Source organism: Pseudomonas sp. SWRI18, assembly GCF_014268345.1.
Taxonomy (GTDB): domain Bacteria; phylum Pseudomonadota; class Gammaproteobacteria; order Pseudomonadales; family Pseudomonadaceae; genus Aquipseudomonas; species Aquipseudomonas cedrina.
This window is the reverse complement of record NZ_JACCQQ010000012.1, coordinates 154,572-176,679: the sequence shown is the minus strand read 5'-3', so window position 1 is coordinate 176,679 and position 22,108 is coordinate 154,572. Positions and strand designations below refer to the sequence as shown.

Below are 22,108 nucleotides of genomic sequence, written 5' to 3'. Positions count from 1 at the left end.
CACAGACGCGGGATGGAGCAGTCTGGTAGCTCGTCGGGCTCATAACCCGAAGGTCGTCGGTTCAAATCCGGCTCCCGCAACCAAACATCAAGAAAGGCTACTCGAAAGAGTGGCCTTTTTTGTATCCAGTGAAAAAGTTCTTCTGAAACAATGGTATGGCATCTTTCATGAAACCCTGCGGGGTTTGTTGAGTCCATCAACCTGCGAGCTATGCTCAATGTTTTAGCGCTTCCCTCTACGACCAATGGCCGCTGTCGCCGCACCCGGCGATACGCGTTAATATTTGTAATTATTTTGTCCATAGGGATTGGTAACTTGGCTGGATACCTCCATCCTGTCGCGCACAATCCACGAGGTGATTGATGCGCGCCAACTCGTCTGAACCAAAAGACACTGTCACAGCAGAACAACCGATCACACCCACTCGTTTGCGCTGGCTGGATCTGGTGAGCAAGTACCGGCAACCCATCGGGTTGGCCGTGACGTTATTGCTGTTTGCCATTGCCCTGATTGCCTGCCGACACCTGCTGTTGGAACTGGATCTTTACGCGCTGCACGATTCGATCCTGGAAGTGCCCAAGCCCGCCCTGCTTGGTGCCGTAGCCGCGGCGGTCGCCGGTTTCGTCATTCTGTTGGGCTACGAATTTTCGGGCGCGCGCTACGCGGGGGTAAAACTGCCTGCCAAGACCCTGGCACTGGGCGGCTTTACCGCATTTGCCATCGGCAATGCGATCGGCTTGTCGATGCTTTCGGGCGGTTCGGTGCGCTACCGTTTATATGCACGCCATGGCATCGGCGCCTCGGAAGTTGCGCACATGACGGTGTTCGCCAGCCTGGCCCTGGGCTGCGCGTTGCCGCCGCTGGCAGCATTGGCCACCTTGAGCAACTTGCCGGCCGCGTCCACTTACCTGCACTTACCGCAAAGCGTGCTCGGCGGCGTTGCCGGTGCCGTGCTGCTGCTGTCGGCGGCGCTGTGCATCGGCATTTACCGCCGTCGTCTGCCGGAGCAACCTTACCCGGATAACCTGCTGGTAAAAGCCGGCCGCCGCACCCTGCGCCTGCCCGGCCGTCGCCTGACCTTCCTGCAGTTGGTCATCACCGCGCTGGACGTGGCCGCTGCAGCCACCGTGCTTTATCTGCTGCTGCCGGAAGCACCGCCCTTCGGCCCCTTCCTGCTGGTGTACCTGCTGGCCTTGGCCGCCGGCGTGCTCAGCCATGTCCCTGGGGGCGTGGGCGTATTCGAAGCGATCCTGCTGGCGGCCTTCGCCGACAAACTGGGCGCCGCGCCACTGGCCGCCGCCCTGCTGTTGTACCGCATGATCTATGTGGTGCTGCCGCTGTTGATTGCCTGCGTGTTCCTGCTGGTCAACGAAGCGCAGCGTCTGTTCCAGACCCAGCAAAGTCTGCGGGTTGCCTCGGGGCTGGCGGCGCCAGTACTGGCCGTACTGGTTTTTTTGTCCGGCGTGGTCCTGCTGTTCTCTGGCGCCACGCCCGAAATCGACTCTCGCCTGGAAAACATCGGCTTCCTGATTCCCCACCGCCTGATTGATGCGTCACACTTTGGCGCCAGCCTGATCGGCGTGCTGTGCCTGTTGCTGGCCCAGGGTTTGCGTCGACGCCTGTCGGCCGCCTGGATGCTGACCATGGTGCTGCTGCTGGTGGGCGCCCTGCTCTCGCTGCTCAAGGGTTTCGACTGGGAAGAAGCCAGCCTGATGACCATGACCGCGATCCTGCTGGCGATCTTCCGGCGCTCGTTCTACCGCGCCAGCCGCCTCACCGAACTGCCCTTCTCGCCGCTGTACCTGGTGGCCAGCGTGTGCGTGCTGGGTGCGTCGATCTGGCTGCTGCTGTTCGCCTATCAGGACGTACCTTACAGCCATCAGCTGTGGTGGCAGTTCACCCTGGACGCCAATGCCCCACGCGGCCTGCGCTCGCTGCTGGGCGCCGCCGTGCTGCTGGTAATCGTGTCGCTGACCTGGCTGCTGCGCACCGCGCGTCCGGTGATCCACTTGCCGACACCCGATGAGCTGGAGCGCGCCAGCAAGATCCTGATGGCCTCCTCCCAGCCCGACGGCGGCCTGGCGCTGACCGGCGACAAAGCGCTGCTGTTTCACCCCAATGATGAAGCTTTCCTCATGTACGCCCGTCGCGGGCGCAGCCTGGTAGCCTTGTACGACCCGATCGGCCCGACCCAGCCACGGGCCGAGATGATCTGGCAATTTCGCGACCTGTGCGACATCCACCACGCGCGCCCGGTGTTCTATCAGGTGCGCGCGGAGAACCTGCCGTACTACATGGACATCGGCCTCACCGCGATCAAGCTGGGCGAAGAAGCACGCGTCGACCTGAAACGCTTTGACCTAGAAGCCAAGGGCAAAGAGATGAAGGACCTGCGCTACACTTGGAACCGTGGTACTCGCGATGGCCTGTCCCTGGAAATCCATGAGCCGGGCACGGCGCCGATGGACGAGCTCAAGGTGATCTCCGATGCCTGGCTGACCGGCAAGAACGTGCGGGAAAAAGGCTTTTCCCTGGGGCGGTTCAGCGACGACTACCTCAAGCATTTTCGCATTGCGATCATCCGCTTCGAAGGACGCCCAGTGGCCTTCGCCAACTTGCTCGAGACCTATAACCACGACCTGGCCAGCCTCGACCTGATGCGTGCCCATCCGGACGCGCCCAAGCTGACCATGGAATTCATGATGGTCGGCCTGATTCAACATTATAAGAGTCACGGCTACGCCCGTTTCAGCCTCGGCATGGTGCCGTTGTCGGGCCTGCAACCGCGACGCGGCGCCCCGCTGACCCAACGCCTGGGCTCGATGGTGTTCCGCCGTGGCGAGCAACTGTATAACTTCCAAGGTTTGCGCCGCTTCAAAGATAAGTTCCAGCCCGACTGGGAACCCCGTTACATGGCCGTGCCCGCAGGACTTGACCCGCTGGTGGCACTGGCCGATACCGCCGCCCTGATCGCGGGCGGCTTGACTGGATTGGTGAAACGCTGATGATTCGACGTTCCTGGCGGTATGTGTTGGCCCTGATAGTGCTGCTCGCCCTGATCGCGGGTGGCGGCTTCTGGTACTGGAACCGCCCTGCCCCGCAGCCGGCCCTGGAGCAACTGCCCCAGGCCGACGGCTCGGTCATGACCCGTGTGACCCCCAACGGCACGCCCAAAGCCCGCGTGGCCGTGGCCGTGATGGCCGATGAACGCCTGACCGACAGCCAACTGATCGCCTTGAGCCAAGGCGGCAAGGCGCAGATTGTCCAAGTGATCCTGCCCAAGGACGATTGCAAGCTGCAGGAACAGGCGCTGCAAAGCGCGCTGGGCCAATTGAAAGGCCCCGCGACCCTGGTCAGCGGCATCGGCCCTGGCGCCGCGCTCGCCTGGCGCTGGCTCGCCAGCCAGAATGACGACAAGGCCAATGCCATCTCCGTCGGCTTCGCGTTGGTGCAGGAAGGTTGCAAGGACCCCCTGCCGAAAACCGCCGCACACGGCAATTGGCTGGTGGCCTGGAACGACAACCCTGACGATGAAAGCGCCAGTTTCGTACGCGACACACCACGCGCCACCACCAGCATCAGCGACTACGACATTCATTACCCGCAAGTGCTGAACAACGAGCTGCGCAAGCAACTGGTGGGTTCGGACAACGGCGGCCTGGCGATTCCGGTGGTTGAAGTACCGGCCGGCCAAGCCAACGACACCGTCACCCTGTTCCTTTCCGGTGATGGCGGCTGGCGTGACCTGGACCGCGACGTGGCCGCAGAAATGTCGAAGATCGGCTACCCAGTGGTGGGCATCGACACGCTACGCTATTACTGGCAGCACAAGACGCCGGAACAAAGCGCCAAGGACCTTACCGAGCTGATGCAGCACTACCGGCAGAAATGGGGCACCAAGCGCTTCGTGCTGACCGGTTACTCGTTCGGTGCCGATGTATTGCCGGCCATTTACAACCGCCTGCCGGCAAACGAGCAGCAACGCGTGGACGCAATCATCCTGCTGGCGTTCGCGCGCACTGGCAGCTTTGAAATCGAAGTGGAAGGCTGGCTGGGTAACGCCGGTAAAGAAGCCGCCACGGGCCCGGAAATGGCCAAGCTGCCGGCTGACAAAGTGGTGTGTATCTACGGCGCCGAAGAAGTCGACGAGAGCGGCTGCACGGACAAGACGGCGGTGGGCGAAGCGTTGAAGTTGCCAGGTGGGCATCACTTTGACGAGAACTACCCGGCGCTGGCCAAGCGCTTGGTGGATATCATCGTGAAGCATCAGGCCAAGGATAAAGCCGAGTAATCCCAGGCAAGGCGCAAACCAACTGTGGGAGCGGGCTTGCTCGCGAAAGCTGTAGATCAGTCACATCATCTGTGACTGATACATCGCTTTCGCGAGCAAGCCCGCTCCCACATTGGTTTTGCGGTGTTGATAAGGGCTAGCGCGGTTCGATGTGGGCAATCATCAGCTGCACGGTTTCATTGCCGCGAAACTCGTTCACATCCAGCTTGTAGGCCAACTCCACCCAACGCACCGTCGGGTTGGGCCAGACCTCACGGTCCACCCCAAACGCAATGCCATCGAGTTTCACCGACCCGCATTCGCTCCTGAGCACCACTTTCAGGTGCCGCTCACCCACTACGCGCTGCTCTACCAACTGGAACACGCCGTGAAACAATGGCTCGGGAAAGTGCTGCCCCCACGGGCCGGCGTGGCGCAATGCACGGGCCAGCTCCAGGTGAAACTCTTCCACCGCCAGGGTGCCGTCGGTCAGCAGCCGCCCGGTGAGGTCCTCTTCGCACAGTTGCCGACGCACCTCGGCATCGAAGGCCTCGGCAAACAAGGGGAAGTTCTCTTCACGCAGTGTCAGCCCCGCCGCCATGGCGTGGCCGCCGTATTTGGCGATCAGGTCGGGATGCTGGCTGGCCACCACTGCCAGGGCGTCACGGATGTGAAAACCCTGCACAGAGCGCCCCGAGCCCTTGAGCAGGCCATCGCCGGCGTCGGCAAAGGCGATGGTCGGGCGGAAATAGCGCTCTTTCATGCGTGACGCCAGAATGCCGATCACGCCCTGGTGCCATTCCGGGTCGAACAGGCAGAGCCCGTAGGGCATCGACTCCACCGGCAAGTCCTTGAGCTGGGCCAGGGCTTCGCGCTGCATGCCCTGCTCGATGGATTTGCGGTCCTGGTTCATGCCGTCCAACTGCGCAGCCATTTCCCTTGCGGCGGCGACGTCGGTGGTGAGCAGGCATTCAATCCCCAGGCTCATGTCATCCAGGCGACCGGCGGCGTTCAGGCGCGGCCCGAGGATAAAGCCCAGGTCGGTAGAGGTGATGCGTGCAGCGTCGCGCTTGGCCACTTCCAGGATCGCCTTGATGCCCGGCCGCGCACGTCCGGCCCGGATGCGTTCCAGGCCCTGATGCACCAGGATGCGGTTGTTGGCGTCCAATGGCACCACGTCGGCAACGCTGCCCAGGGCGACCAGGTCGAGCAGTTCGCCGATGTTCGGCTGGGGGGTATTCGCGTACCAGCCCAAGCTGCGCAGGCGCGCGCGCAAGGCCATCAGTACGTAGAAGATCACGCCGACGCCGGCCAGGGCCTTGCTCGGAAACTCGCAGCCCGGCTGGTTCGGGTTGACGATCGCATCGGCCGCCGGCAATTCATCGCCGGGCAAATGGTGGTCGGTCACCAATACCTGCAGTCCCGCCGCTTTCGCCGCCGCCACGCCTTCGACGCTGGAAATGCCGTTGTCCACGGTAATCAACAACTGCGGCTCACGCTGCAGGGCCACGGCGACGATCTCCGGGGTCAGGCCGTAGCCGTACTCGAAGCGATTGGGTACCAGATAGTCGACATGGGCCGCGCCGAGCAGGCGCAGGCCCAAGGTGCCCACGGTGCTGGCGGTAGCACCGTCGGCATCGAAGTCGCCGACGATGAGGATGCGCTGGCGCTGCTCCAGTGCCGTTACGAGCAGGTCCACCGCCGCGTCGATTCCCTTGAGCTGCTGATAGGGAATCAACCGCGCCAGGCTTTTATCCAGCTCAGCCTCGGATTGCACGCCGCGCGCGGCATAAAGACGGGTCAACAGCGGTGGCAATTCACCAAGAAACGGCAGGACAGCGGGCAACGGGCGGGGATCGATACGCATGGGGTAACGGAAACTTCTCTACTGATACAACGGTTAAACAACAATCCTGCAGACGGTACAGACCTGATGTGGGAGCTGGCTTGCCTGCGATGCGGACGGCTCGGTGAACCAGCTACGCCGCGGCGATACAATCGCGGGCAAGCCCGCTCCCACACAAGCCGCTTCCCACATTTTTAATCGCGTCCGCCGACCAGCCACTGCAATTGCACTTCATGCTGACCACGGTCGTCGGTCACGAAGATCGTGCCTTCGCTGATCATCACATCCCACTTGATCACGCGGGGCATGTCTTTGGCCAGAACCTCCAGGATTTCCTGCGGCACTGCAGCGATGTGCACGTTCTTCAGGTTATTCGCCACCGGCACCACCTTGCCTTCCCAGACACGCAGGCTGCCGTAGGCCAGCAGGCTGGTGCGTTCGGTGCGGCGCGAGCACCAGGTCAAGCGATCGGCATCGGGCTGGCCCACTTCGATCCAGTGCAACACGCGATCATCCAGGCTTTTTTCCCACAAGGCCGGTTCGTCGACATCTGACAGGCCACGACCGAACGACAACTGCTCGTTGTACCAGAGGGCGTAGGCCAGCAGACGCACGGTCATGCGCTCTTCGGTTTCCGACGGGTGGCGGGCGATGGTCTGTTTGACGCTCTCGTACACCGAACGATCAAGGTCGGTGAGGTTGAGTTCGAATTTGTAGGTCGTGGACGGCTGGGCCATGAACGGGCTTCTAAAGACAGGGAAAGGCGGCCAGTCTAACCGATGGCGAGGCGATTCAACGAATCCTGCGCCGCATCAGGCTTATCCCTGAACGGCCCGCCTATGTTAAAAGGCATCACACCACCGCCCCGCGCAGACAAGGATCCCCATGTCGTTTAATGCCAAACCGCTTGCCGGCCTGAAAGTCATCGAACTCGGCACCCTGATCGCCGGCCCGTTCGCCTCACGGATCTGCGCCGAATTTGGCGCGGAGGTCATCAAGGTCGAATCGCCGGACGGCGGCGACCCACTGCGCAAATGGCGCAAGCTGTACGAGGGCACTTCGCTGTGGTGGTTTGTGCAGGCGCGCAACAAGCAGTCGTTGACGCTGAACCTCAAGCACCCCGACGGCCTGGCCATCCTCAAGCAGTTGCTGGCGGACGCCGACATCCTGATCGAAAATTTCCGCCCCGGCGTGCTGGAAAAGCTCGGACTGGGCTGGGAAACCCTGCATGCGCTCAACCCAAAACTGGTGATGGTGCGCCTCTCCGGCTTCGGGCAGACCGGGCCGATGAAGGACCAGCCAGGGTTCGGCGCGGTGGGTGAATCCATGGGAGGCCTGCGCTACATCACCGGCTTCGAAGACCGCCCGCCGGTGCGCACCGGCATTTCCATCGGCGACTCGATCGCGGCGCTGTGGGCCGTGATCGGCGCATTGATGGCGCTGCGTCATCGCGAAGTCAACGGCGGCCTGGGCCAGGTCGTGGATGTGGCGCTGTACGAAGCCATCTTTGCCATGATGGAAAGCATGATCCCGGAGTTTGACGTGTTCGGCTTTATCCGCGAGCGCACCGGCAACATCATGCCGGGTATCACGCCTTCCTCGATCCACACCAGCGCCGATGGCAAGCATGTGCAGATCGGCGCCAACGGCGATGCGATCTTCAAGCGCTTCATGACAGCCATTGGCCGCGAAGACCTGGCCAACGACCCCGTGCTTGCCAGCAATGACGGGCGCGACAGTCGCCGTGATGAGCTGTACGGCGTGATTGATCGCTGGGTCAACTCACACACATTGGACCAAGTGATAGAGGCCTTGAACAAGGCCCAAGTGCCTGCCAGCCGGATCTACAGCGCCGAAGACATGCTGGGCGACCCGCAGTTTCTCGCCCGGGAAATGTTCCTCAAGGCCCAGCTTCCCGGCGGCAAGGAATTCAAGATGCCCGGCATCGTCCCCAAGCTGTCGGACACGCCCGGCAGTTGCGAATGGGTCGGGCCGCAACTGGGCGAGCACAACAGCCTGGTGCTCGGTAAATTGGGGTACGACGCCGCAGCCATCACGCGGCTGCGCGAACAAGGCGCCATCTGACGCCAGGGCATGTGAGAAAACCCGGGCAAAAAGAAACCCCGAAGCGTGGGGAGACACTTCGGGGTTAAACGTGGCCTTACAATGACCAGTACAACAAGCCACAAGCACCGGAGCACAATGCTTGCTCTTGCTGTTACAACCTCTGACCGGCCACGTTATGGGAAGTTTCCACGCTTAAACAATTCTTCATGCGGCGACAGCACCGCGGGTCTGGGCGGCGCTACGCATAGCCGCGATGACCGAGGGTTCCAAGCGCCCTTCGGCAATTTTGATATCGCGCAACAGGCAGTCGACCACGTCTACCAGCATGCGCTTGTCCATCAGTTGCGCACGGTCGACTTCACGTTCGACCACGATAGCGCCGGCAGGATTCTTCACGGTCACCAGGCACTCGTCCTGCACACCAGAGGTGGTCAGCGTAACCTGATAAGGGCTCAGTGCTTCTTCGAGCAATAGGCTGATACTTTCCATCTCGATCACCACTCAATAGTTCGGGAACAATCGTTTCAACGGGTGCTGCATCTATCCTAAGTGACTGGTTGTGACGTAGGAAAGTTCGCTTTTTCGTCTTTCAAGGGTTGTCGGGGGATGACGTATCCAGCATGCGCTTGCAACATGACAGGCAAAAAACGGCGGCACATAACTGCTTACGCAATGGGCTGCTGTTTTTGGGTTCCCGGGCGCGCAGGCCGGGGGTGAATCCTATACTCGGTGAGCGCTGATCACTCTGCCGTGCGGGCAAGAGCGCATGTCAAAAGGCCCTTATTGCGAAGGATGAAGACGATGTTGGAACACGACAAAGAGCAGGCCGCGCTAGAAAAGATTCATGCTGACATTTCACGTATCTATGCCGAGCAACGCAAACTCAACGCCGAAGCTCACAAGATAACCCGTGAGAATTTCTGGTACCCCCTGGGAGTCGTGATGGCGATGTTTACTATTTTCAGCAGCGTACTGGCCCTCGTACTGAAAATACTCGCATAGACAGTCGCGCCAACCGGGCCTGCCACAAACAAAAAACGCCGCTGACCCAAGGAAGGGAAAGCGGCGTTCTTGTCGACGCGGCCTGCCTTACAGCGGTTTGCCCCGGTTGCCATGCTGGCTCACAAACGCCTGCACAGCCTTCAGGTCATTGGCCAGCACCGTGCAGCGCTCTTCACGCTCGAACAGGTCCGCCAGGTGCTTGGGTAGCTCCAGCGCCTTGCCAACGCCCGCCTTCTGCACCGCTTCCGGGAATTTCACCGGGTGCGCAGTGCCCAGGATCACCATCGGGATATCCAGGCTGCGACGGCATTCGCGGGCAGCCTTCACGCCGATAGCGGTGTGCGGGTCGAGCAGCTCGCCGGTCTGGGCGTAAACTTGCGCGATGGTTTCGCAGGTCTGCGCATCGTCCACGGCCAGGGAATCGAACAGCTTGCGGGTTTCGGTCCAGCGCTCTTGCTCAACGCTGAAACCGCCGCCGCGCTTGAAGGTGTTCATCAACTCGGCAATGGCCGCGCCGTTACGACCGTGCATATCGAACAACAGGCGTTCGAAGTTCGACGAGACCATGATGTCCATGGACGGCGACAGCGTGGCGTGCAGGGTTTCCTTGACGTAGCCGTTGCCGCTCATGAAGCGGTGCAGGATGTCATTGCGGTTGGTGGCCACGATCAACTGGTTGATCGGCAGGCCCATGTTGCGCGCCAGGTAGCCGGCGAAAATGTCGCCGAAGTTGCCGGTCGGCACCGAGAACGACACCGAACGCGCCGGGCCGCCCAACTGCAGCGATGCGTGGAAGTAGTAGACGATCTGGGCCATGATCCGCGCCCAGTTGATCGAGTTCACCGCCACCAGGCGCGTGCCTTTGAGGAAGCTCTGGTCGGCGAAGCTGTTCTTGACCATTTCCTGGCAGTCATCGAAGTTGCCTTCGATGGCAATGTTGTGGATGTTCTCACCGAAGATGCTGGTCATCTGGCGACGCTGCACTTCGGACACACGCTGGTGCGGGTGCAGGATGAAGATGTCGACGTTTTCGCAGTGCTTGCAGCCTTCAATGGCGGCCGATCCGGTATCACCGGACGTAGCGCCCATGATCACCACGCGCTCGCCGCGCTTTTCCAACACGTAGTCGAGCAGGCGACCGAGCAGTTGCAGGGCGAAATCCTTGAACGCCAGCGTCGGGCCGTGGAACAGTTCCAGCACCCACTCGTTGCCGTTCAGTTGGCGCAGGGGGGCGATGGCGCTGTGGGAAAACACGCCGTACGTTTCTTCGAGGATCTTCTTGAAATCCGCATCCGGAATGCTGCCGGTGACGAACGGGCGCATCACCCGGAACGCCAACTCGTGGTACGGCAGGCCGGCCCAGGAGGCGATTTCTTCCTGGGTGAAGCGTGGCAGGTTTTCCGGCACGTACAGGCCGCCGTCGGTAGCGAGGCCTGTGAGCAAGACGTCTTCGAAATTCAGGGCCGGTGCCTGGCCGCGGGTGCTGATATAACGCATGACTGGTTCCTCTAAACATTCCAGAACAGGGGCCGCCGAACGCACGGGGCCCCTTGGACAAATCGGTTAGTTCAAGTGTTCGACGCGAATCCGCACCACCGGGCCCACCACGCCCTGCAGGGCTTCCAAGGCAGCGATGGCATCGTTGATGTGCTGCTCGAGCACGCGGTGGGTCAGCAGGATCATCGGCACCTGGCCGTTTTGCTCCTCGACTTCCTTCTGCATGATCGATTCGATGTTGATCCCGCGCTCCGACAAGATGCTGGCCACCTGGGCCAACACGCCCGGATGATCCTGGGCCTGGATGCGCAGGTAGTAGGCGCTTTCGCAGGCTTCGATCGGCAGGATCGGGTGGGCCGACAGCGAATCCGGCTGGAAGGCCAGGTGCGGTACGCGGTTTTCCGGGTCGCTGGTCATGGCGCGCACCACGTCCACCAGGTCGGCGATCACTGACGAAGCGGTCGGCTCCATGCCGGCGCCGGCGCCGTAGAACAAGGTCGAACCGGCGGCGTCGCCATTGACCATCACCGCGTTCATCACGCCATTGACGTTGGCGATCAGGCGGTCGGCCGGAATCAGCGTCGGGTGCACGCGCAGCTCGATGCCCGCTGGCGTGCTGCGTGCGACGCCCAGGTGCTTGATGCGGTAGCCCAGGGCTTCGGCGTAGTTCACGTCGGCGGTGGTCAGCTTGGTGATACCTTCGGTGTAGGCCTTGTCGAACTGCAGCGGGATACCAAAGGCGATGGACGCCAGGATGGTCAGCTTGTGGGCCGCGTCGATGCCTTCCACGTCAAAGGTCGGGTCGGCTTCGGCGTAGCCCAGGGCCTGGGCTTCGGCCAGCACGTCTTCGAAGGTACGGCCCTTCTCGCGCATTTCGGTAAGGATGAAGTTACCCGTGCCGTTGATGATGCCGGCGACCCAGTTGATACGGTTGGCGGACAGGCCTTCACGGATCGCCTTGATCACCGGGATGCCACCGGCCACCGCCGCTTCGAACGCGACGATCACACCCTTCTCGCGCGCCTTGGCGAAGATCTCGTTGCCGTGCACGGCGATCAACGCCTTGTTGGCGGTAACCACGTGCTTGCCGTTGTCGATGGCCTTGAGCACCAGCTCGCGGGCCACGGTGTAGCCGCCCACCAGCTCGATGACGATGTCGATCTCAGGGTTGGTGGCCACGGCGAAGACATCGTTGGTAATCGCGATACCGGTCGTTTCGAACTGAGGCTTTGGCGAACGCGTGGCAATTTGCGCCACTTCAATCCCACGGCCTGCGCGGCGGGAAATTTCCTCAGCGTTACGCTGAAGTACGTTGAGGGTACCGCCACCGACGGTCCCTAACCCACAGATGCCTACTTTGACCGGTTTCACTGAAAACTCCCCATGAAACGGCCGACGCTAGGTCGGCCGTGGAAAACAGCCGCACAACCGCGGCTTTCAATTAACGGCCCGTCGACTTGTCCACGGGCCATGATCGTCAAAGGTTCGACGATGCTGGTTTATTTGGCACTGAGCGCCAGTTTGGCAACTTGTGGTGCCGGCTGGTAGCCCGGAATGACCTGGCCGTCCGCCAAAACGATGGCCGGTGTGCCGTTCACGCCGATGGACTGGCCCAGGGCGAACTGCCGGGACACCGGGTTATCGCATTTGGCCGCCTTGATTTCCTTGCCATCGACCATCTTGTCCATGGCCGCTTTCTTGTCGGCCGAACACCACACGGCTTGCAGTTGCTCGTCACCCGGCGAACCCAGGCCCTGGCGCGGGAACGCGACGTAGCGCACTTCCACGCCCAGCTTGTTCAGCGCAGGCACTTCGGCGTGCAGCTTGTGGCAGTACGGGCAGGTGGTGTCGGTGAACACGGTGATGTGGGTCTTGGTCTCGCCAATGGCCGGGTAAACCACGGTTTCAGCCACGGGGATGCCGTTGATCAGCTTCGACACGCCCAGGCGCTCGGCTTTCTCGGTCAGGTTGACCGGCTTGCCGTCCTTCAACTGGAACAGGTAGCCCTGGACGATGTACTGGCCGTCGGCACTGGCGTACAGCACGCGGCTGCCCTTGAGCTTGACTTCATACAAGCCGGCCATCGGGCTGGCGCTGATGCTTTCGATTGGCGTATCGAGTTGCAGGTTGGCCAGGCTCTTGCGGATGGTCTGCTCGGCAGCGTCATCGGCGACAACAAAAGTGGACACCAACGCAATGGCTGCGGCGGCGATAATCTGGGTCAAGCGCATGGGAACTCCTGAAGGCAGATGCTGGGACGGGTACAGAAACGCCGATTGAAAACTCGGGGGTGGACCGTCGCCTTTGCTAACCGGCAAAGCCTACCACAGTTGGGCCGCGGGGCAGCCGGTGGCTGGATAAATTGGCGGCTTTCAACCGCGTGGGTGGTGCTTGGCGTGCATTTCCTGCAAGCGCGCGCGCGCCACATGGGTGTAGATCTGGGTTGTGGATAAGTCGCTGTGGCCGAGCAGCATTTGCACCACGCGCAAATCCGCGCCGTGGTTGAGCAAATGGGTGGCGAAGGCATGGCGCAACGTGTGGGGCGATAATGCCTTGCCGATCCCGGCGACCTTGGCTTGGTGCTTGATGCGGTGCCAGAACGTCTGCCGTGTCATCTGCTCCCCGCGCTGACTGGGGAACAGCACATCGCTGGGGCGCCCCCCAAGCAGCTCATGGCGTGCATCACGCATATAGCGTTCGACCCACACAATCGCCTCCTCGCCCATCGGCACCAGCCGCTCCTTGCTGCCCTTGCCCATCACCCGCAACACGCCTTGGCGCAGGTTGACTTGTTCCAGGGTCAGGCTGATCAGCTCCGTGACCCGCAGGCCGCAGGCGTACAGGACCTCCAGCATGGCGCGGTCGCGCTGGCCGATGGGTTCACTGAGGTCGGGCGCTGCGAGCAAGGCCTCCACGTCACTTTCTGACAAAGACTTGGGAAGAGGCCTACCTAACTGTGGCATGTCGATTTGTAGAGTCGGGTCGACCGCTATCAGCTTTTCACGCAGCAGATAGCGATAAAAGCCACGCACCCCGGAGAGAAATCTCGCAGTTGAACGTGGCTTGTAGTTTTGCTCAAGGCGCCAGGCCAGGTGATCGAGGATCAACTCACGGCCGGCATTGATCAGCTCGAGGTTTTTCTCCTGCAGCCAACCGTTGAACAGGGCCAGGTCACTGCGATAAGCCTGGCGGGTGTTGTCCGACAGGCCCTTTTCCAGCCAGAGGGCATCCAGGAAACGGTCAATCAGAGGGTGGTCAATCGCGGGCATGGGCAGTTCGAATTCGCCGAATAAAAGAAGCAGCTTAATTAAGAAAGCTGGGCTGGAGCACGGTGTTTTTTCAAACGTGTCTTTCGCCGCGCAGCGATGGAACCGCATCGAGACTTCCTACGACATAGTAACAGCCAATTACAAGACTCCCCCTTCAATGACGGCCAATCTCTAGGACCTCGGAGACCTTATGTACATTAACAACCAGCTCAAAACCGCACCCGCGCCCCATCTATCGACTGATAATCCCTACGCGAACTACAGCGACAGCGCACTCATAAAACACCTGGAGAACAACTTCGAACGCTTTGCTGACCCGAGGAACCGCCATCAATTTGTTACGAGGCATTCTCTTACAGAGGTCGCGCAGCGTGACAAGGACAGCCCAGGCTATAACAAACAAGACGCTGATTTCGCGAAAACACTGTTGAGCAAAGAGGAATTGCTGACCGTTATCACCGACCATAAACGCCCGGCCAAGCATGCCGATGGTGTGTTCATCGGCCACTCGGATACCGTGATCTTCAACGCGTACAACGACAAGAGGCAGTCACAACAAAAGCCTTCACATTAAAATGACCGAGTGTTGAAATACAGCCTCGGTCACGTGGGGAATGGATAAATTTCAGGCACAAAAAAGCAGCCCGCAGGCTGCTTTTTTCTGCATCGGGAAGCTGGACTTAAGCCAGTTTTTCCTTGATGCGAGCTGCTTTACCGGACAGGTCACGCAGGTAGTACAGCTTGGCTTTGCGTACGTCACCGCGACGTTTCACAGCCATGCTGTCGATCTGCGGGCTGTAGGTCTGGAAAGTACGCTCTACGCCAACACCGTTGGAGATTTTACGAACAGTGAAAGCACTGTTCACACCACGGTTACGCTTGGCGATTACCACGCCTTCGAACGCTTGCAGACGCGAACGGTCGCCTTCCTTCACTTTCACCTGAACGACAATGGTGTCGCCCGGGGCAAAGGTAGGGATCTCTTTGGTCATCTGCTCTGCTTCGAGTGCAAGGATGATTTTGTTAGTCATGCTGTGCTCCTAAGGTAAGTCAATGGACCTACCATCGATACGTTGTTAACTATCGTCCCGCGCGAGGATGTATTCCTCGAGCAGCTTCTTCTCTTCTCCAGAAAGCGAGCGGCTTTCCAGAAGATCGGCGCGTCGTTCATAGGTCCGACCAAGGGACTGCTGTAAACGCCAACGCCGGATGTGTGCGTGATTGCCACTTAGCAATACGTCGGGAACACGCTGATCCGCATACACCTCCGGTCGGGTGTAGTGCGGGCAATCCAGCAAACCATCCGTGAAGGAATCTTCCTCCGCGGAGTCCGCATGCCCTAAAGCTCCAGGCAGCAGTCGTGTAACCGCATCTATCAGGACCATTGCCGGCAGCTCGCCGCCAGACAATACATAGTCCCCAATCGACCACTCTTCATCGACATGAGCCTCAATAAAGCGCTCGTCAATGCCTTCATAGCGACCGGCAATCAGGATCAGTGCATCCTCATTCGCCAGTTCGCGGACCCCAGCCTGTTTCAGCTGGCGGCCTTGAGGGGACAGGTAAATCACCTTCGCCTTCTCCCCGGCGGCGGCCTTGGCCTGGGCCAACGCGTCTTCCAGGGGCTTGATCTTCATCACCATGCCCGGGCCACCGCCAAATGGGCGATCGTCCACAGTGTGATGTCGATCCGTCGTGTAGTCTCGCGGGTTCCAACAGGTGAGCTGCAACAGCCCCTGTTTCACCGCCCGACTGGTGATGCCGTACTCGCTGATGGCGGAAAACATCTCGGGAAACAAACTGATCACTTCAATGCGCAAATTAGCCACGCTTAGAAGTCCGCGTCCCATTCCACCTTCATCTCGCCCGCTTCCAGGTCAACAGCCAACACGCATTGCTTCGTATAAGGCAACAGGCGTTCGCGATCATCCAGGCTGCCAGCGCAAGGCTTGACCACCATTACATCATTGGCGCCGGTTTCCAGAAGATGATCGATTTTCCCGAACAGTTGCCCGAGTTGATCGATGACCTTCAGACCTTCCAGCTGGTACCAGTAGTACTCGCCGTCGGTCAATTCAGGGAACAGGTTGCGCGGCACGCAGATCTCATAACCAGCCAGAAGACGCGCTTCTTCACGATCATCGAGACCCTTGAGCTTTGCGACCAGGAACTTGTCGCTCCCGCGTCCACTGACCAGCTCGACCTGTTTCACACTACCCTCGCGCTTGAGCGTCCAGGTTTTGTACTGCAACAGGTTTTCAGTCGGATCAGTAAAGGAATACACCTTCACTTCGCCGCGAACGCCATGAACAGAGTAAATCTTGCCGATAACGATCAAATCATCAGCAACAGTTGGCGTCGCGTTCATATTGCTCAGGCTGCGGCCTTAGCCGAGTCCTTCAACAACTTTGCAACGCGCTCGGATGGCTGTGCACCCACGCTCAGCCAGTAGGCTACGCGCTCTTGGTTCACGGACAGACGAACTTCTTGACCACGAGCAACAGGGTTGAAGAAACCAACCTGTTCCTTGTGCGAACCGTCGCGCGGGTTGCGGCTGTCGGTTACGGTCAAGTGGTAAAACGGGCGCTTTTTGGAGCCGCCAAGGGCAAGACGGATTGTTAGCATGTGAACATCGTTCCTGTAGTCGGTGCTGCAAATCTAAATGCACAGCGGGCATAGGTGCCCGAAAGGCCGCATATTCTAAGGAATATCCGGACTTTTGCAAATGTCTTTTTCCGGCGCCTATCGGCGTGCGGTTCAGATCTGCTATAGAGCCGTCGGTTAAAACGGCAGGTCAGCCCCCGCCAACGGCGGGTTTGCTGGAGATCCCACATCCCTGTGGGTCGGAGCGCAAGCCGGGCTTGCGCTCGAATACTTTACATTTTCGGCATGCCGCCGCCGGGCAACATACCGCCCATGCCGCGCATCATCTTGACCATTCCGCCTTTTGTGGAGAATTTCTTCATCATCTTCTGCATCTGCTTGTGCTGCTTGATCAAGCGTCCGATGTCCTGCACCTGGGTGCCGGAGCCCATGGCGATCCGGCGTTTGCGCGAACCGCTGATCAGCTCAGGGTCGCGGCGCTCGGCCGGGGTCATGGAGTTGATGATGGCTTCCATCTGCTTGAACTGCTTCTCTGCCGCACCCTGGGCGTTGCCCATTTGCGCCAGGTTCACACCGCCGATGTTGGGCAGCTTGTCCATCAGGCCGCCAAGACCGCCCATGTTCTTCATCTGTTGCAGCTGGTCACGGAAGTCTTCGAGGTCGAAGCCCTTACCCTTCTTCAGCTTCTTGGCCAGCTTGTCGGCCTTGTCCTTGTCGAGCGTCGCTTCGGCCTGTTCGATCAGGCTGAGCACGTCGCCCATGCCGAGGATGCGCGAGGCGATACGTTCCGGGTGGAACGGCTCGAGCGCTTCGCTCTTCTCGCCCATGCCGATGAACTTGATCGGCTTGCCGGTGATGGCGCGTACCGACAGCGCCGCACCGCCACGGGCGTCGCCGTCGACCTTGGTGAGGATCACGCCGGTCAGCGGCAGTGCATCACCGAAGGCCTTGGCGGTGTTGGCCGCATCCTGGCCGGTCATGGCGTCGACCACGAACAGCGTCTCGACCGGGTTGATCGCGGCATGCAGCGCCTTGATCTCGCCCATCATCTCTTCATCGATGTGCAGGCGACCGGCGGTATCGACGATGACCACGTCGATGAACTTGAGCTTGGCTTCTTTAATCGCCGCGGTGGCGATGTCGACCGGCTTCTGGCTCAGGTCGGACGGGAAGAAAGTCACGCCCACTTCGTTGGCAAGCATTTCCAGCTGCTTGATGGCCGCCGGGCGATAAACGTCGGCCGACACCACCATCACCGACTTCTTCTTGCGCTCTTTAAGGAAGCGCGCCAGCTTGCCGGCGGTGGTGGTCTTACCCGCGCCTTGCAGACCAGCCATCAATACGACGGCCGGTGGCACGGCGCTGAGGTTCAGATCTTCGTTGGCCGCGCCCATCAGGCTTTCGAGTTCGGCCTGGACGATCTTCACGAAGGCCTGGCCCGGTGTCAGGCTGCGGGACACTTCGGTGCCCACCGCGCGCTCTTTGACCGAGTTGACGAAGTCCTTCACCACCGGCAAGGCCACGTCGGCTTCCAGCAACGCCATGCGCACTTCACGCAGGGTGTCTTTAATATTGTCCTCGGTCAGCTTGGCCTTGCCGGTTACGTGGCGCAGCGTCTGCGAGAGACGGTCAGTCAGGTTTTCAAACATGCGCGATCCTTTCAGGCCCTATTCATCGAAATGCATGGTCATCGAAATGCAGTGATAGACCGAGGTAATGGCGGCCCAGGCTGTGGTAAATCGCTATTAAACACAGCGCTCGGCGAGCCTGCGGCGTGGGCAGGTCGCGGATTATAGCGAAGACTGCGCCCATGCACACCCGCTGTCTGGCCCGGGAGTCTTTCGTGCACGGCCCGGGTATGCCAAACTCAGCGCCTTTCGGGCTTGCCTATCAGGATTTATGCTCCCTTTGTCACCCAGTTTGCTACCCAGCCTCGCCGCCGCCATTTTGTATGCCGCTGCGACTCTTTATCAGGGCACTCGTCTGGCCCAAGGCACCAAGGCGGACAAACGCCTGCTGGTCGGCCTGGGCGTCCTCGCCCTGCTGGCCCACGCCGCCAGCCTGTTCACGCACCTGATGACCCCCGTCGGCCTGGGCCTGGATTTTTTCAGCGCCGCCAGCCTGATTGCGGCCGCCGTCATCGCACTGACCCTGCTGGCCTGCTACCGCATTCCCGTCGAGAACCTGCTGGTGCTGCTGTTCCCGCTGGGCATGCTGACGGTGCTGCTGGCGCACTTCGCCCCCACCGGCACCGTGCAGGTGATCGATGAAGAGCCGGGCATCCTCGCGCATATCCTGCTGTCGATCCTGGCCTACGGGATGTTCACCATTGCGGTGTTCCAGGCCCTGCTCCTGCTGCTGCAGGACCACCAGCTCAAGCACAAGCATCCGTCCGGGCTGATCAAGAACTTCCCGCCGCTGCAAACCATGGAAAGCCTGCTGTTCGGTTTCCTGTGGGCCGGCTGGACGCTGCTCTCGCTGTCGCTGATCTCCGGCTGGCTGTTCGTCGAAAACCTGTTCGCCCAGCATCTGGTGCACAAAACCTTGCTGGCGTGCCTGGCCTGGGTGGTGTTCAGCGTACTGCTGTGGGGCCGCAACCGCCTCGGCTGGCGCGGGCACAAGGCAATCCGCTGGACCCTGGCCGGCTTCTGCCTGCTGATGCTGGCCTATTTCGGCAGCAAGCTGGTCCGCGAATATATCCTGCATATCTGACGAGCAGCGATCATGGACAACTTGCCCCTGGAGCCGATGCTCGCCGTAATCGCCCTGCTGGTGTTATGGGCAGCGCTGTTTACCGCCATCGAAGCCGCACAGCAACACGTGCTGGCCCTGCGCCCTGGAACACGCCAGGGCGACAAGGCTGCCGCCCGCCTGAGCTTCCCGCGCCATAGCCTGATCCTGTGCAACAGCCTGTGCCGTGCCGCGGTGGTGATCCTTTGCACCCTGCTGGCAATTTATGCCTGGGCGCAGAACGGTCCGTGGCTCGGCTGGCTGATCTCCTGCGCACTCCTGCTGATACTCGCCGACTACCTGCCTCGCGCCCTCGCCGTGCGCCATCCCCAAGCGGTGCTGGGCTTTGGCAATACGCTGTTGGGCGTGCCGCTTAAAATCCTCTATCCGCTGGCCTGGCTGCTCAATGGCATCAGCCTGTTGCTGCTGCGTCCATTCGCACGCACATCCGGCGTGGTGAAAAAGAGTGACGACCCGCTGCCCGACCACGACGACGAACCGGAACCCGAGGCCGACGAAGACCGTACCCCCGGCATGCCCGGCATCCACGCGCTGGACAACATCACGGTCAACGACATCCTGGTGCCGCGCAGCGAAGTCGACGGCATCAACCTGGACGACTCGGTCGAGGAGATCATCGAGCAATTGCGCACGTCCGAGCGTACGCGCCTGCCGGTGTTCCACAGCGACATCAACCAGGTCCAGGCGGTGCTCAACACCCGGCAGATCCAGCACTTGCTGGCCGATGCCAGCCTGACCAAGGAGGCCTTGCTCGCCGCCTGCCACGAGCCGTACTTCGTCCCGGAAAGCACGCCGCTGCAACTGCAACTGTTGAACTTCCACAAACAGCAGCGACGCCTGGGCATGGTGGTGGACGAGTACGGCGAAGTGCTGGGCATCGTGACCCTGGAAGACATCCTCGAAGAAATCGTCGGCGAATTCGAAAGCGAGCAGAGTGGCGACAATCCGCATATCGAGGCGCAGCCCGATGGCCGCTACATCATCGATGGCGCCGCCTCGATCCGTGACTTGAACAAGAGCCTCAACTGGCACCTGCCCAGCGATGGGCCCAAGACGCTCAATGGCCTGGTGACCGAGGCGCTGGAAACCATCCCCGATTGCGCGGTGTGCCTGAAGATCGGGCGCTACCGCCTGGAAATCCTCGAGACCGAGGACAACCGGGTGAGCAAGGTGTTGATCTGGCATACCAGCCGTATGCCCGTCGCCGCCTGAGTCAACTCGGTCAATGTGGGAGCTGGCTTGCCTGCGATGCCGGCGGCTCGGTCTTTCAGGTAACCCGAGGCGATCCCATCGCAGGCAAGCCAGCGCCCACATTGAACCGGTTTCAATTCAAGATCCCTGCGAGCCACTTGTTGTATCGCAAAACCCCTTCCTATAATCCCAGCGGCTGACCAAAGCCCCGCCCGACCGCGTGCTATCCGGCCCCATGGGTGTACGACCAATAATAATCCGCGTCCAAACGCGCAATGACCGTCAGGGATACCGCCATGAGCACCACCTATAACGAGGCCGCGCCCGCCGCCCCGACCAACTCGACGGCACGGGTCGCCACGGCGAGCATCGTCGGTACCGCCATCGAGTTCTACGACTTCTACATCTACGCCACGGCCGCTGCGCTGGTGATCGGCCCGGTGTTCTTCCCGCAATCGTCCGGCACCGCGCAGATGCTGGCATCGTTCCTGACCTTCGGTATCGCCTTTATCGCCCGTCCACTGGGCTCGGCGCTGTTCGGCCACTTTGGTGACCGCATCGGGCGTAAATCCACGCTGGTGGCGTCTTTGCTGCTGATGGGCGTGTGTACCACGCTGATCGGCTTGCTGCCGGGCTATGACAGCATCGGCGCCTGGGCGCCGATCCTGCTGTGTGTGCTGCGTTTCGGCCAGGGCCTGGGCCTCGGCGGGGAATGGGGCGGCGCAGCGCTGCTGGCCACCGAAAATGCACCCAAGGGCAAACGCGCCTGGTTCGGCATGTTCCCGCAGCTTGGCCCTTCGATTGGCTTTTTGGCGGCCAACGGCTTGTTCCTGATCCTGGCCATGAGCCTGAACGACGAGCAATTTCGCAGCTGGGGCTGGCGCATCCCGTTCATCCTCAGCGCAGCGCTGGTGATGGTTGGCCTGTATGCACGCCTGAAGCTGCATGAAACCCCGGTATTCGCCAACGCCGTCGCGAAAGAAGCGCCGGTGAAAGTGCCGCTGTTCGAGCTGTTCAGCCAACATTGGTTGCCGGTATTGCTCGGCGCCCTGTCGATGGTGGTGTGCTATGCACTGTTCTACATCACCACCGCGTTTTCCCTGAGCTACGGCGTTTCCACCCTGGGCTACAGCCGCGAAACCTTCCTGGGTCTGCTGTGCTTTGCAGTGCTGTTCATGGGGCTGGCGACACCTCTGGCGGCCCTGGCCAGTGACCGCTGGGGACGCAGGCCGGTGCTGATCGTCGGTGCAGTCCTGGCGATTCTTTCGGGATTCACCATGGAGCCGCTGCTGACCCACGGTTCGACCTGGGCCGTGGCGTTGTTCCTGGCGCTGGAGCTGTTCCTGATGGGCGTAACCTTCGCGCCGATGGGCGCCATGCTGCCGGAATTGTTCCCGACGCGCGTGCGTTATACCGGGGCTTCGGCGGCGTATAACCTGGGTGGAATCGTGGGGGCTTCAGCGGCACCGTTCTTCGCGACCAAGCTGGTGGCGATGGGTGGGCTGAGTTATGTCGGGGGGTATGTGTCGGCGGCAGCGTTGCTCAGCTTGATTGCGGTGCTGTGCCTGAAAGAGACGCGGGATAATGATTTGAACAAGGTCGCCTGATAGA

The 22,108-nt window shown here is 60.8% G+C and carries 20 protein-coding genes and 1 tRNA gene; 9 read left to right on the top strand and 12 right to left on the bottom strand.

The window, feature by feature from the left end; all coding sequences use genetic code 11:
- Nucleotides 1-6 precede the first annotated feature (6 nt).
- The 3 genes from H0Z09_RS15565 (at nt 7) to H0Z09_RS15555 (ending at nt 4,291) form a co-directional block, all read left to right on the top strand.
- A tRNA-Met gene (locus H0Z09_RS15565) sits at nt 7-83 on the top strand.
- Between the two features lie 279 nt (nt 84-362).
- Nucleotides 363-3,005: a bifunctional lysylphosphatidylglycerol flippase/synthetase MprF gene (gene mprF / locus H0Z09_RS15560; protein ID WP_186691325.1), complete on the top strand. Its 2,643-nt coding sequence runs from the start codon at nt 363-365 to the stop codon at nt 3,003-3,005.
- Complete coding sequence (locus H0Z09_RS15555; RefSeq protein ID WP_186691324.1) at nt 3,005-4,291, top strand: virulence factor family protein; 1,287 nt, start codon at nt 3,005-3,007, stop codon at nt 4,289-4,291. Before mprF ends, H0Z09_RS15555 begins: the two co-directional genes overlap by 1 nt.
- A gap of 136 nt (nt 4,292-4,427) precedes the next feature.
- Here the strand turns inward: H0Z09_RS15555 and recJ are convergent, their stop codons facing one another.
- Together recJ and H0Z09_RS15545 are read right to left on the bottom strand one after the other, a co-directional pair.
- Nucleotides 4,428-6,137 (bottom strand): single-stranded-DNA-specific exonuclease RecJ, encoded by a 1,710-nt coding sequence (gene recJ, locus H0Z09_RS15550; RefSeq protein WP_186691323.1) that lies wholly within the window; start codon nt 6,135-6,137, stop codon nt 4,428-4,430.
- Between the two features lie 173 nt (nt 6,138-6,310).
- Complete coding sequence (locus tag H0Z09_RS15545; RefSeq protein WP_076949822.1) at nt 6,311-6,853, bottom strand: YaeQ family protein; 543 nt, start codon at nt 6,851-6,853, stop codon at nt 6,311-6,313.
- A 148-nt stretch (nt 6,854-7,001) separates the two neighbouring features.
- Here H0Z09_RS15545 and H0Z09_RS15540 point away from each other — a divergent pair, with 148 nt between their 5' ends.
- Nucleotides 7,002-8,201 (top strand): CaiB/BaiF CoA-transferase family protein, encoded by a 1,200-nt coding sequence (locus H0Z09_RS15540; RefSeq protein WP_186691322.1) that lies wholly within the window; start codon nt 7,002-7,004, stop codon nt 8,199-8,201.
- Between the two features lie 186 nt (nt 8,202-8,387).
- Here H0Z09_RS15540 and H0Z09_RS15535 read toward each other — a convergent pair whose 3' ends face one another.
- The gene (locus tag H0Z09_RS15535; RefSeq protein ID WP_076949824.1) at nt 8,388-8,672 is read right to left on the bottom strand and encodes a DUF3509 domain-containing protein; all 285 of its coding nucleotides are present in this window, start codon (nt 8,670-8,672) and stop codon (nt 8,388-8,390) included.
- Nucleotides 8,673-8,984: 312 nt separating this feature from the next.
- Between H0Z09_RS15535 and H0Z09_RS15530 the strand changes: the two genes are divergently transcribed.
- The gene (locus H0Z09_RS15530) at nt 8,985-9,185 is read left to right on the top strand and encodes a hypothetical protein (protein ID WP_186691321.1); all 201 of its coding nucleotides are present in this window, start codon (nt 8,985-8,987) and stop codon (nt 9,183-9,185) included.
- 87 nt (nt 9,186-9,272) lie between these two features.
- On the opposite strand, the gene thrC is transcribed toward H0Z09_RS15530, so the two are convergent.
- The 4 genes from thrC to xerD form a co-directional block, all read right to left on the bottom strand.
- The gene (thrC, locus tag H0Z09_RS15525; RefSeq protein WP_076949825.1) at nt 9,273-10,682 is read right to left on the bottom strand and encodes a threonine synthase; all 1,410 of its coding nucleotides are present in this window, start codon (nt 10,680-10,682) and stop codon (nt 9,273-9,275) included.
- Nucleotides 10,683-10,748: 66 nt separating this feature from the next.
- Nucleotides 10,749-12,053, bottom strand: a complete 1,305-nt coding sequence (locus H0Z09_RS15520) for a homoserine dehydrogenase (protein WP_076949826.1) — start codon at nt 12,051-12,053, stop codon at nt 10,749-10,751.
- Nucleotides 12,054-12,181: 128 nt separating this feature from the next.
- Nucleotides 12,182-12,913 (bottom strand): thioredoxin fold domain-containing protein, encoded by a 732-nt coding sequence (locus H0Z09_RS15515; protein ID WP_076949827.1) that lies wholly within the window; start codon nt 12,911-12,913, stop codon nt 12,182-12,184.
- A gap of 141 nt (nt 12,914-13,054) precedes the next feature.
- Nucleotides 13,055-13,951, bottom strand: a complete 897-nt coding sequence (gene xerD, locus H0Z09_RS15510; RefSeq protein ID WP_186691320.1) for a site-specific tyrosine recombinase XerD — start codon at nt 13,949-13,951, stop codon at nt 13,055-13,057.
- 190 nt (nt 13,952-14,141) lie between these two features.
- Here xerD and H0Z09_RS15505 point away from each other — a divergent pair, with 190 nt between their 5' ends.
- Complete coding sequence (locus H0Z09_RS15505) at nt 14,142-14,525, top strand: hypothetical protein (protein ID WP_186691319.1); 384 nt, start codon at nt 14,142-14,144, stop codon at nt 14,523-14,525.
- Nucleotides 14,526-14,631: 106 nt separating this feature from the next.
- On the opposite strand, the gene rplS is transcribed toward H0Z09_RS15505, so the two are convergent.
- The 5 genes from rplS to ffh form a co-directional block, all read right to left on the bottom strand.
- Nucleotides 14,632-14,982: a 50S ribosomal protein L19 gene (gene rplS / locus H0Z09_RS15500; protein WP_003175895.1), complete on the bottom strand. Its 351-nt coding sequence runs from the start codon at nt 14,980-14,982 to the stop codon at nt 14,632-14,634.
- Between the two features lie 45 nt (nt 14,983-15,027).
- The gene (gene trmD / locus H0Z09_RS15495; protein WP_178115171.1) at nt 15,028-15,801 is read right to left on the bottom strand and encodes a tRNA (guanosine(37)-N1)-methyltransferase TrmD; all 774 of its coding nucleotides are present in this window, start codon (nt 15,799-15,801) and stop codon (nt 15,028-15,030) included.
- Nucleotides 15,783-16,319, bottom strand: coding sequence for a ribosome maturation factor RimM (rimM, locus tag H0Z09_RS15490; protein WP_076949830.1), 537 nt, complete (start codon nt 16,317-16,319; stop codon nt 15,783-15,785). Before rimM ends, trmD begins: the two co-directional genes overlap by 19 nt.
- Nucleotides 16,320-16,324: 5 nt before the next feature.
- Complete coding sequence (rpsP, locus tag H0Z09_RS15485; protein WP_003175899.1) at nt 16,325-16,576, bottom strand: 30S ribosomal protein S16; 252 nt, start codon at nt 16,574-16,576, stop codon at nt 16,325-16,327.
- A 251-nt stretch (nt 16,577-16,827) separates the two neighbouring features.
- Complete coding sequence (gene ffh / locus H0Z09_RS15480) at nt 16,828-18,204, bottom strand: signal recognition particle protein (RefSeq protein ID WP_186691318.1); 1,377 nt, start codon at nt 18,202-18,204, stop codon at nt 16,828-16,830.
- 259 nt (nt 18,205-18,463) lie between these two features.
- Here ffh and ccsA point away from each other — a divergent pair, with 259 nt between their 5' ends.
- The 3 genes from ccsA to H0Z09_RS15465 all read left to right on the top strand — a co-directional run bounded on the left by ccsA (nt 18,464) and on the right by H0Z09_RS15465 (nt 22,104).
- A complete protein-coding gene (gene ccsA / locus H0Z09_RS15475; RefSeq protein ID WP_186691317.1) occupies nt 18,464-19,267 on the top strand; it encodes a cytochrome c biogenesis protein CcsA in 804 nt (267 codons plus the stop codon).
- A gap of 12 nt (nt 19,268-19,279) precedes the next feature.
- On the top strand, nt 19,280-20,518 hold the full coding sequence (locus tag H0Z09_RS15470; RefSeq protein ID WP_186691316.1) for a transporter associated domain-containing protein: 1,239 nt from the start codon (nt 19,280-19,282) through the stop codon (nt 20,516-20,518).
- 275 nt (nt 20,519-20,793) lie between these two features.
- Nucleotides 20,794-22,104, top strand: a complete 1,311-nt coding sequence (locus H0Z09_RS15465) for an MFS transporter (protein WP_076949835.1) — start codon at nt 20,794-20,796, stop codon at nt 22,102-22,104.
- Nucleotides 22,105-22,108 lie beyond the last annotated feature (4 nt).

Coding starts and splice junctions, on each gene's coding strand:
- H0Z09_RS15515 (WP_076949827.1), bottom strand. CDS start 12,913: ATGCGCTTGACCCAGATTATCGCCGCCGCAGCCATTGCGTTGGTGTCC.
- recJ (WP_186691323.1), bottom strand. CDS start 6,137: ATGCGTATCGATCCCCGCCCGTTGCCCGCTGTCCTGCCGTTTCTTGGT.
- xerD (WP_186691320.1), bottom strand. CDS start 13,951: ATGCCCGCGATTGACCACCCTCTGATTGACCGTTTCCTGGATGCCCTC.
- H0Z09_RS15555 (WP_186691324.1), top strand. CDS start 3,005: ATGATTCGACGTTCCTGGCGGTATGTGTTGGCCCTGATAGTGCTGCTC.
- H0Z09_RS15465 (WP_076949835.1), top strand. CDS start 20,794: ATGAGCACCACCTATAACGAGGCCGCGCCCGCCGCCCCGACCAACTCG.
- rimM (WP_076949830.1), bottom strand. CDS start 16,319: ATGAACGCGACGCCAACTGTTGCTGATGATTTGATCGTTATCGGCAAG.
- trmD (WP_178115171.1), bottom strand. CDS start 15,801: ATGGGACGCGGACTTCTAAGCGTGGCTAATTTGCGCATTGAAGTGATC.
- rplS (WP_003175895.1), bottom strand. CDS start 14,982: ATGACTAACAAAATCATCCTTGCACTCGAAGCAGAGCAGATGACCAAA.
- H0Z09_RS15530 (WP_186691321.1), top strand. CDS start 8,985: ATGTTGGAACACGACAAAGAGCAGGCCGCGCTAGAAAAGATTCATGCT.
- H0Z09_RS15470 (WP_186691316.1), top strand. CDS start 19,280: ATGGACAACTTGCCCCTGGAGCCGATGCTCGCCGTAATCGCCCTGCTG.
- thrC (WP_076949825.1), bottom strand. CDS start 10,682: ATGCGTTATATCAGCACCCGCGGCCAGGCACCGGCCCTGAATTTCGAA.
- ffh (WP_186691318.1), bottom strand. CDS start 18,204: ATGTTTGAAAACCTGACTGACCGTCTCTCGCAGACGCTGCGCCACGTA.
- rpsP (WP_003175899.1), bottom strand. CDS start 16,576: ATGCTAACAATCCGTCTTGCCCTTGGCGGCTCCAAAAAGCGCCCGTTT.
- H0Z09_RS15545 (WP_076949822.1), bottom strand. CDS start 6,853: ATGGCCCAGCCGTCCACGACCTACAAATTCGAACTCAACCTCACCGAC.
- H0Z09_RS15535 (WP_076949824.1), bottom strand. CDS start 8,672: ATGGAAAGTATCAGCCTATTGCTCGAAGAAGCACTGAGCCCTTATCAG.
- H0Z09_RS15540 (WP_186691322.1), top strand. CDS start 7,002: ATGTCGTTTAATGCCAAACCGCTTGCCGGCCTGAAAGTCATCGAACTC.
- H0Z09_RS15505 (WP_186691319.1), top strand. CDS start 14,142: ATGTACATTAACAACCAGCTCAAAACCGCACCCGCGCCCCATCTATCG.
- mprF (WP_186691325.1), top strand. CDS start 363: ATGCGCGCCAACTCGTCTGAACCAAAAGACACTGTCACAGCAGAACAA.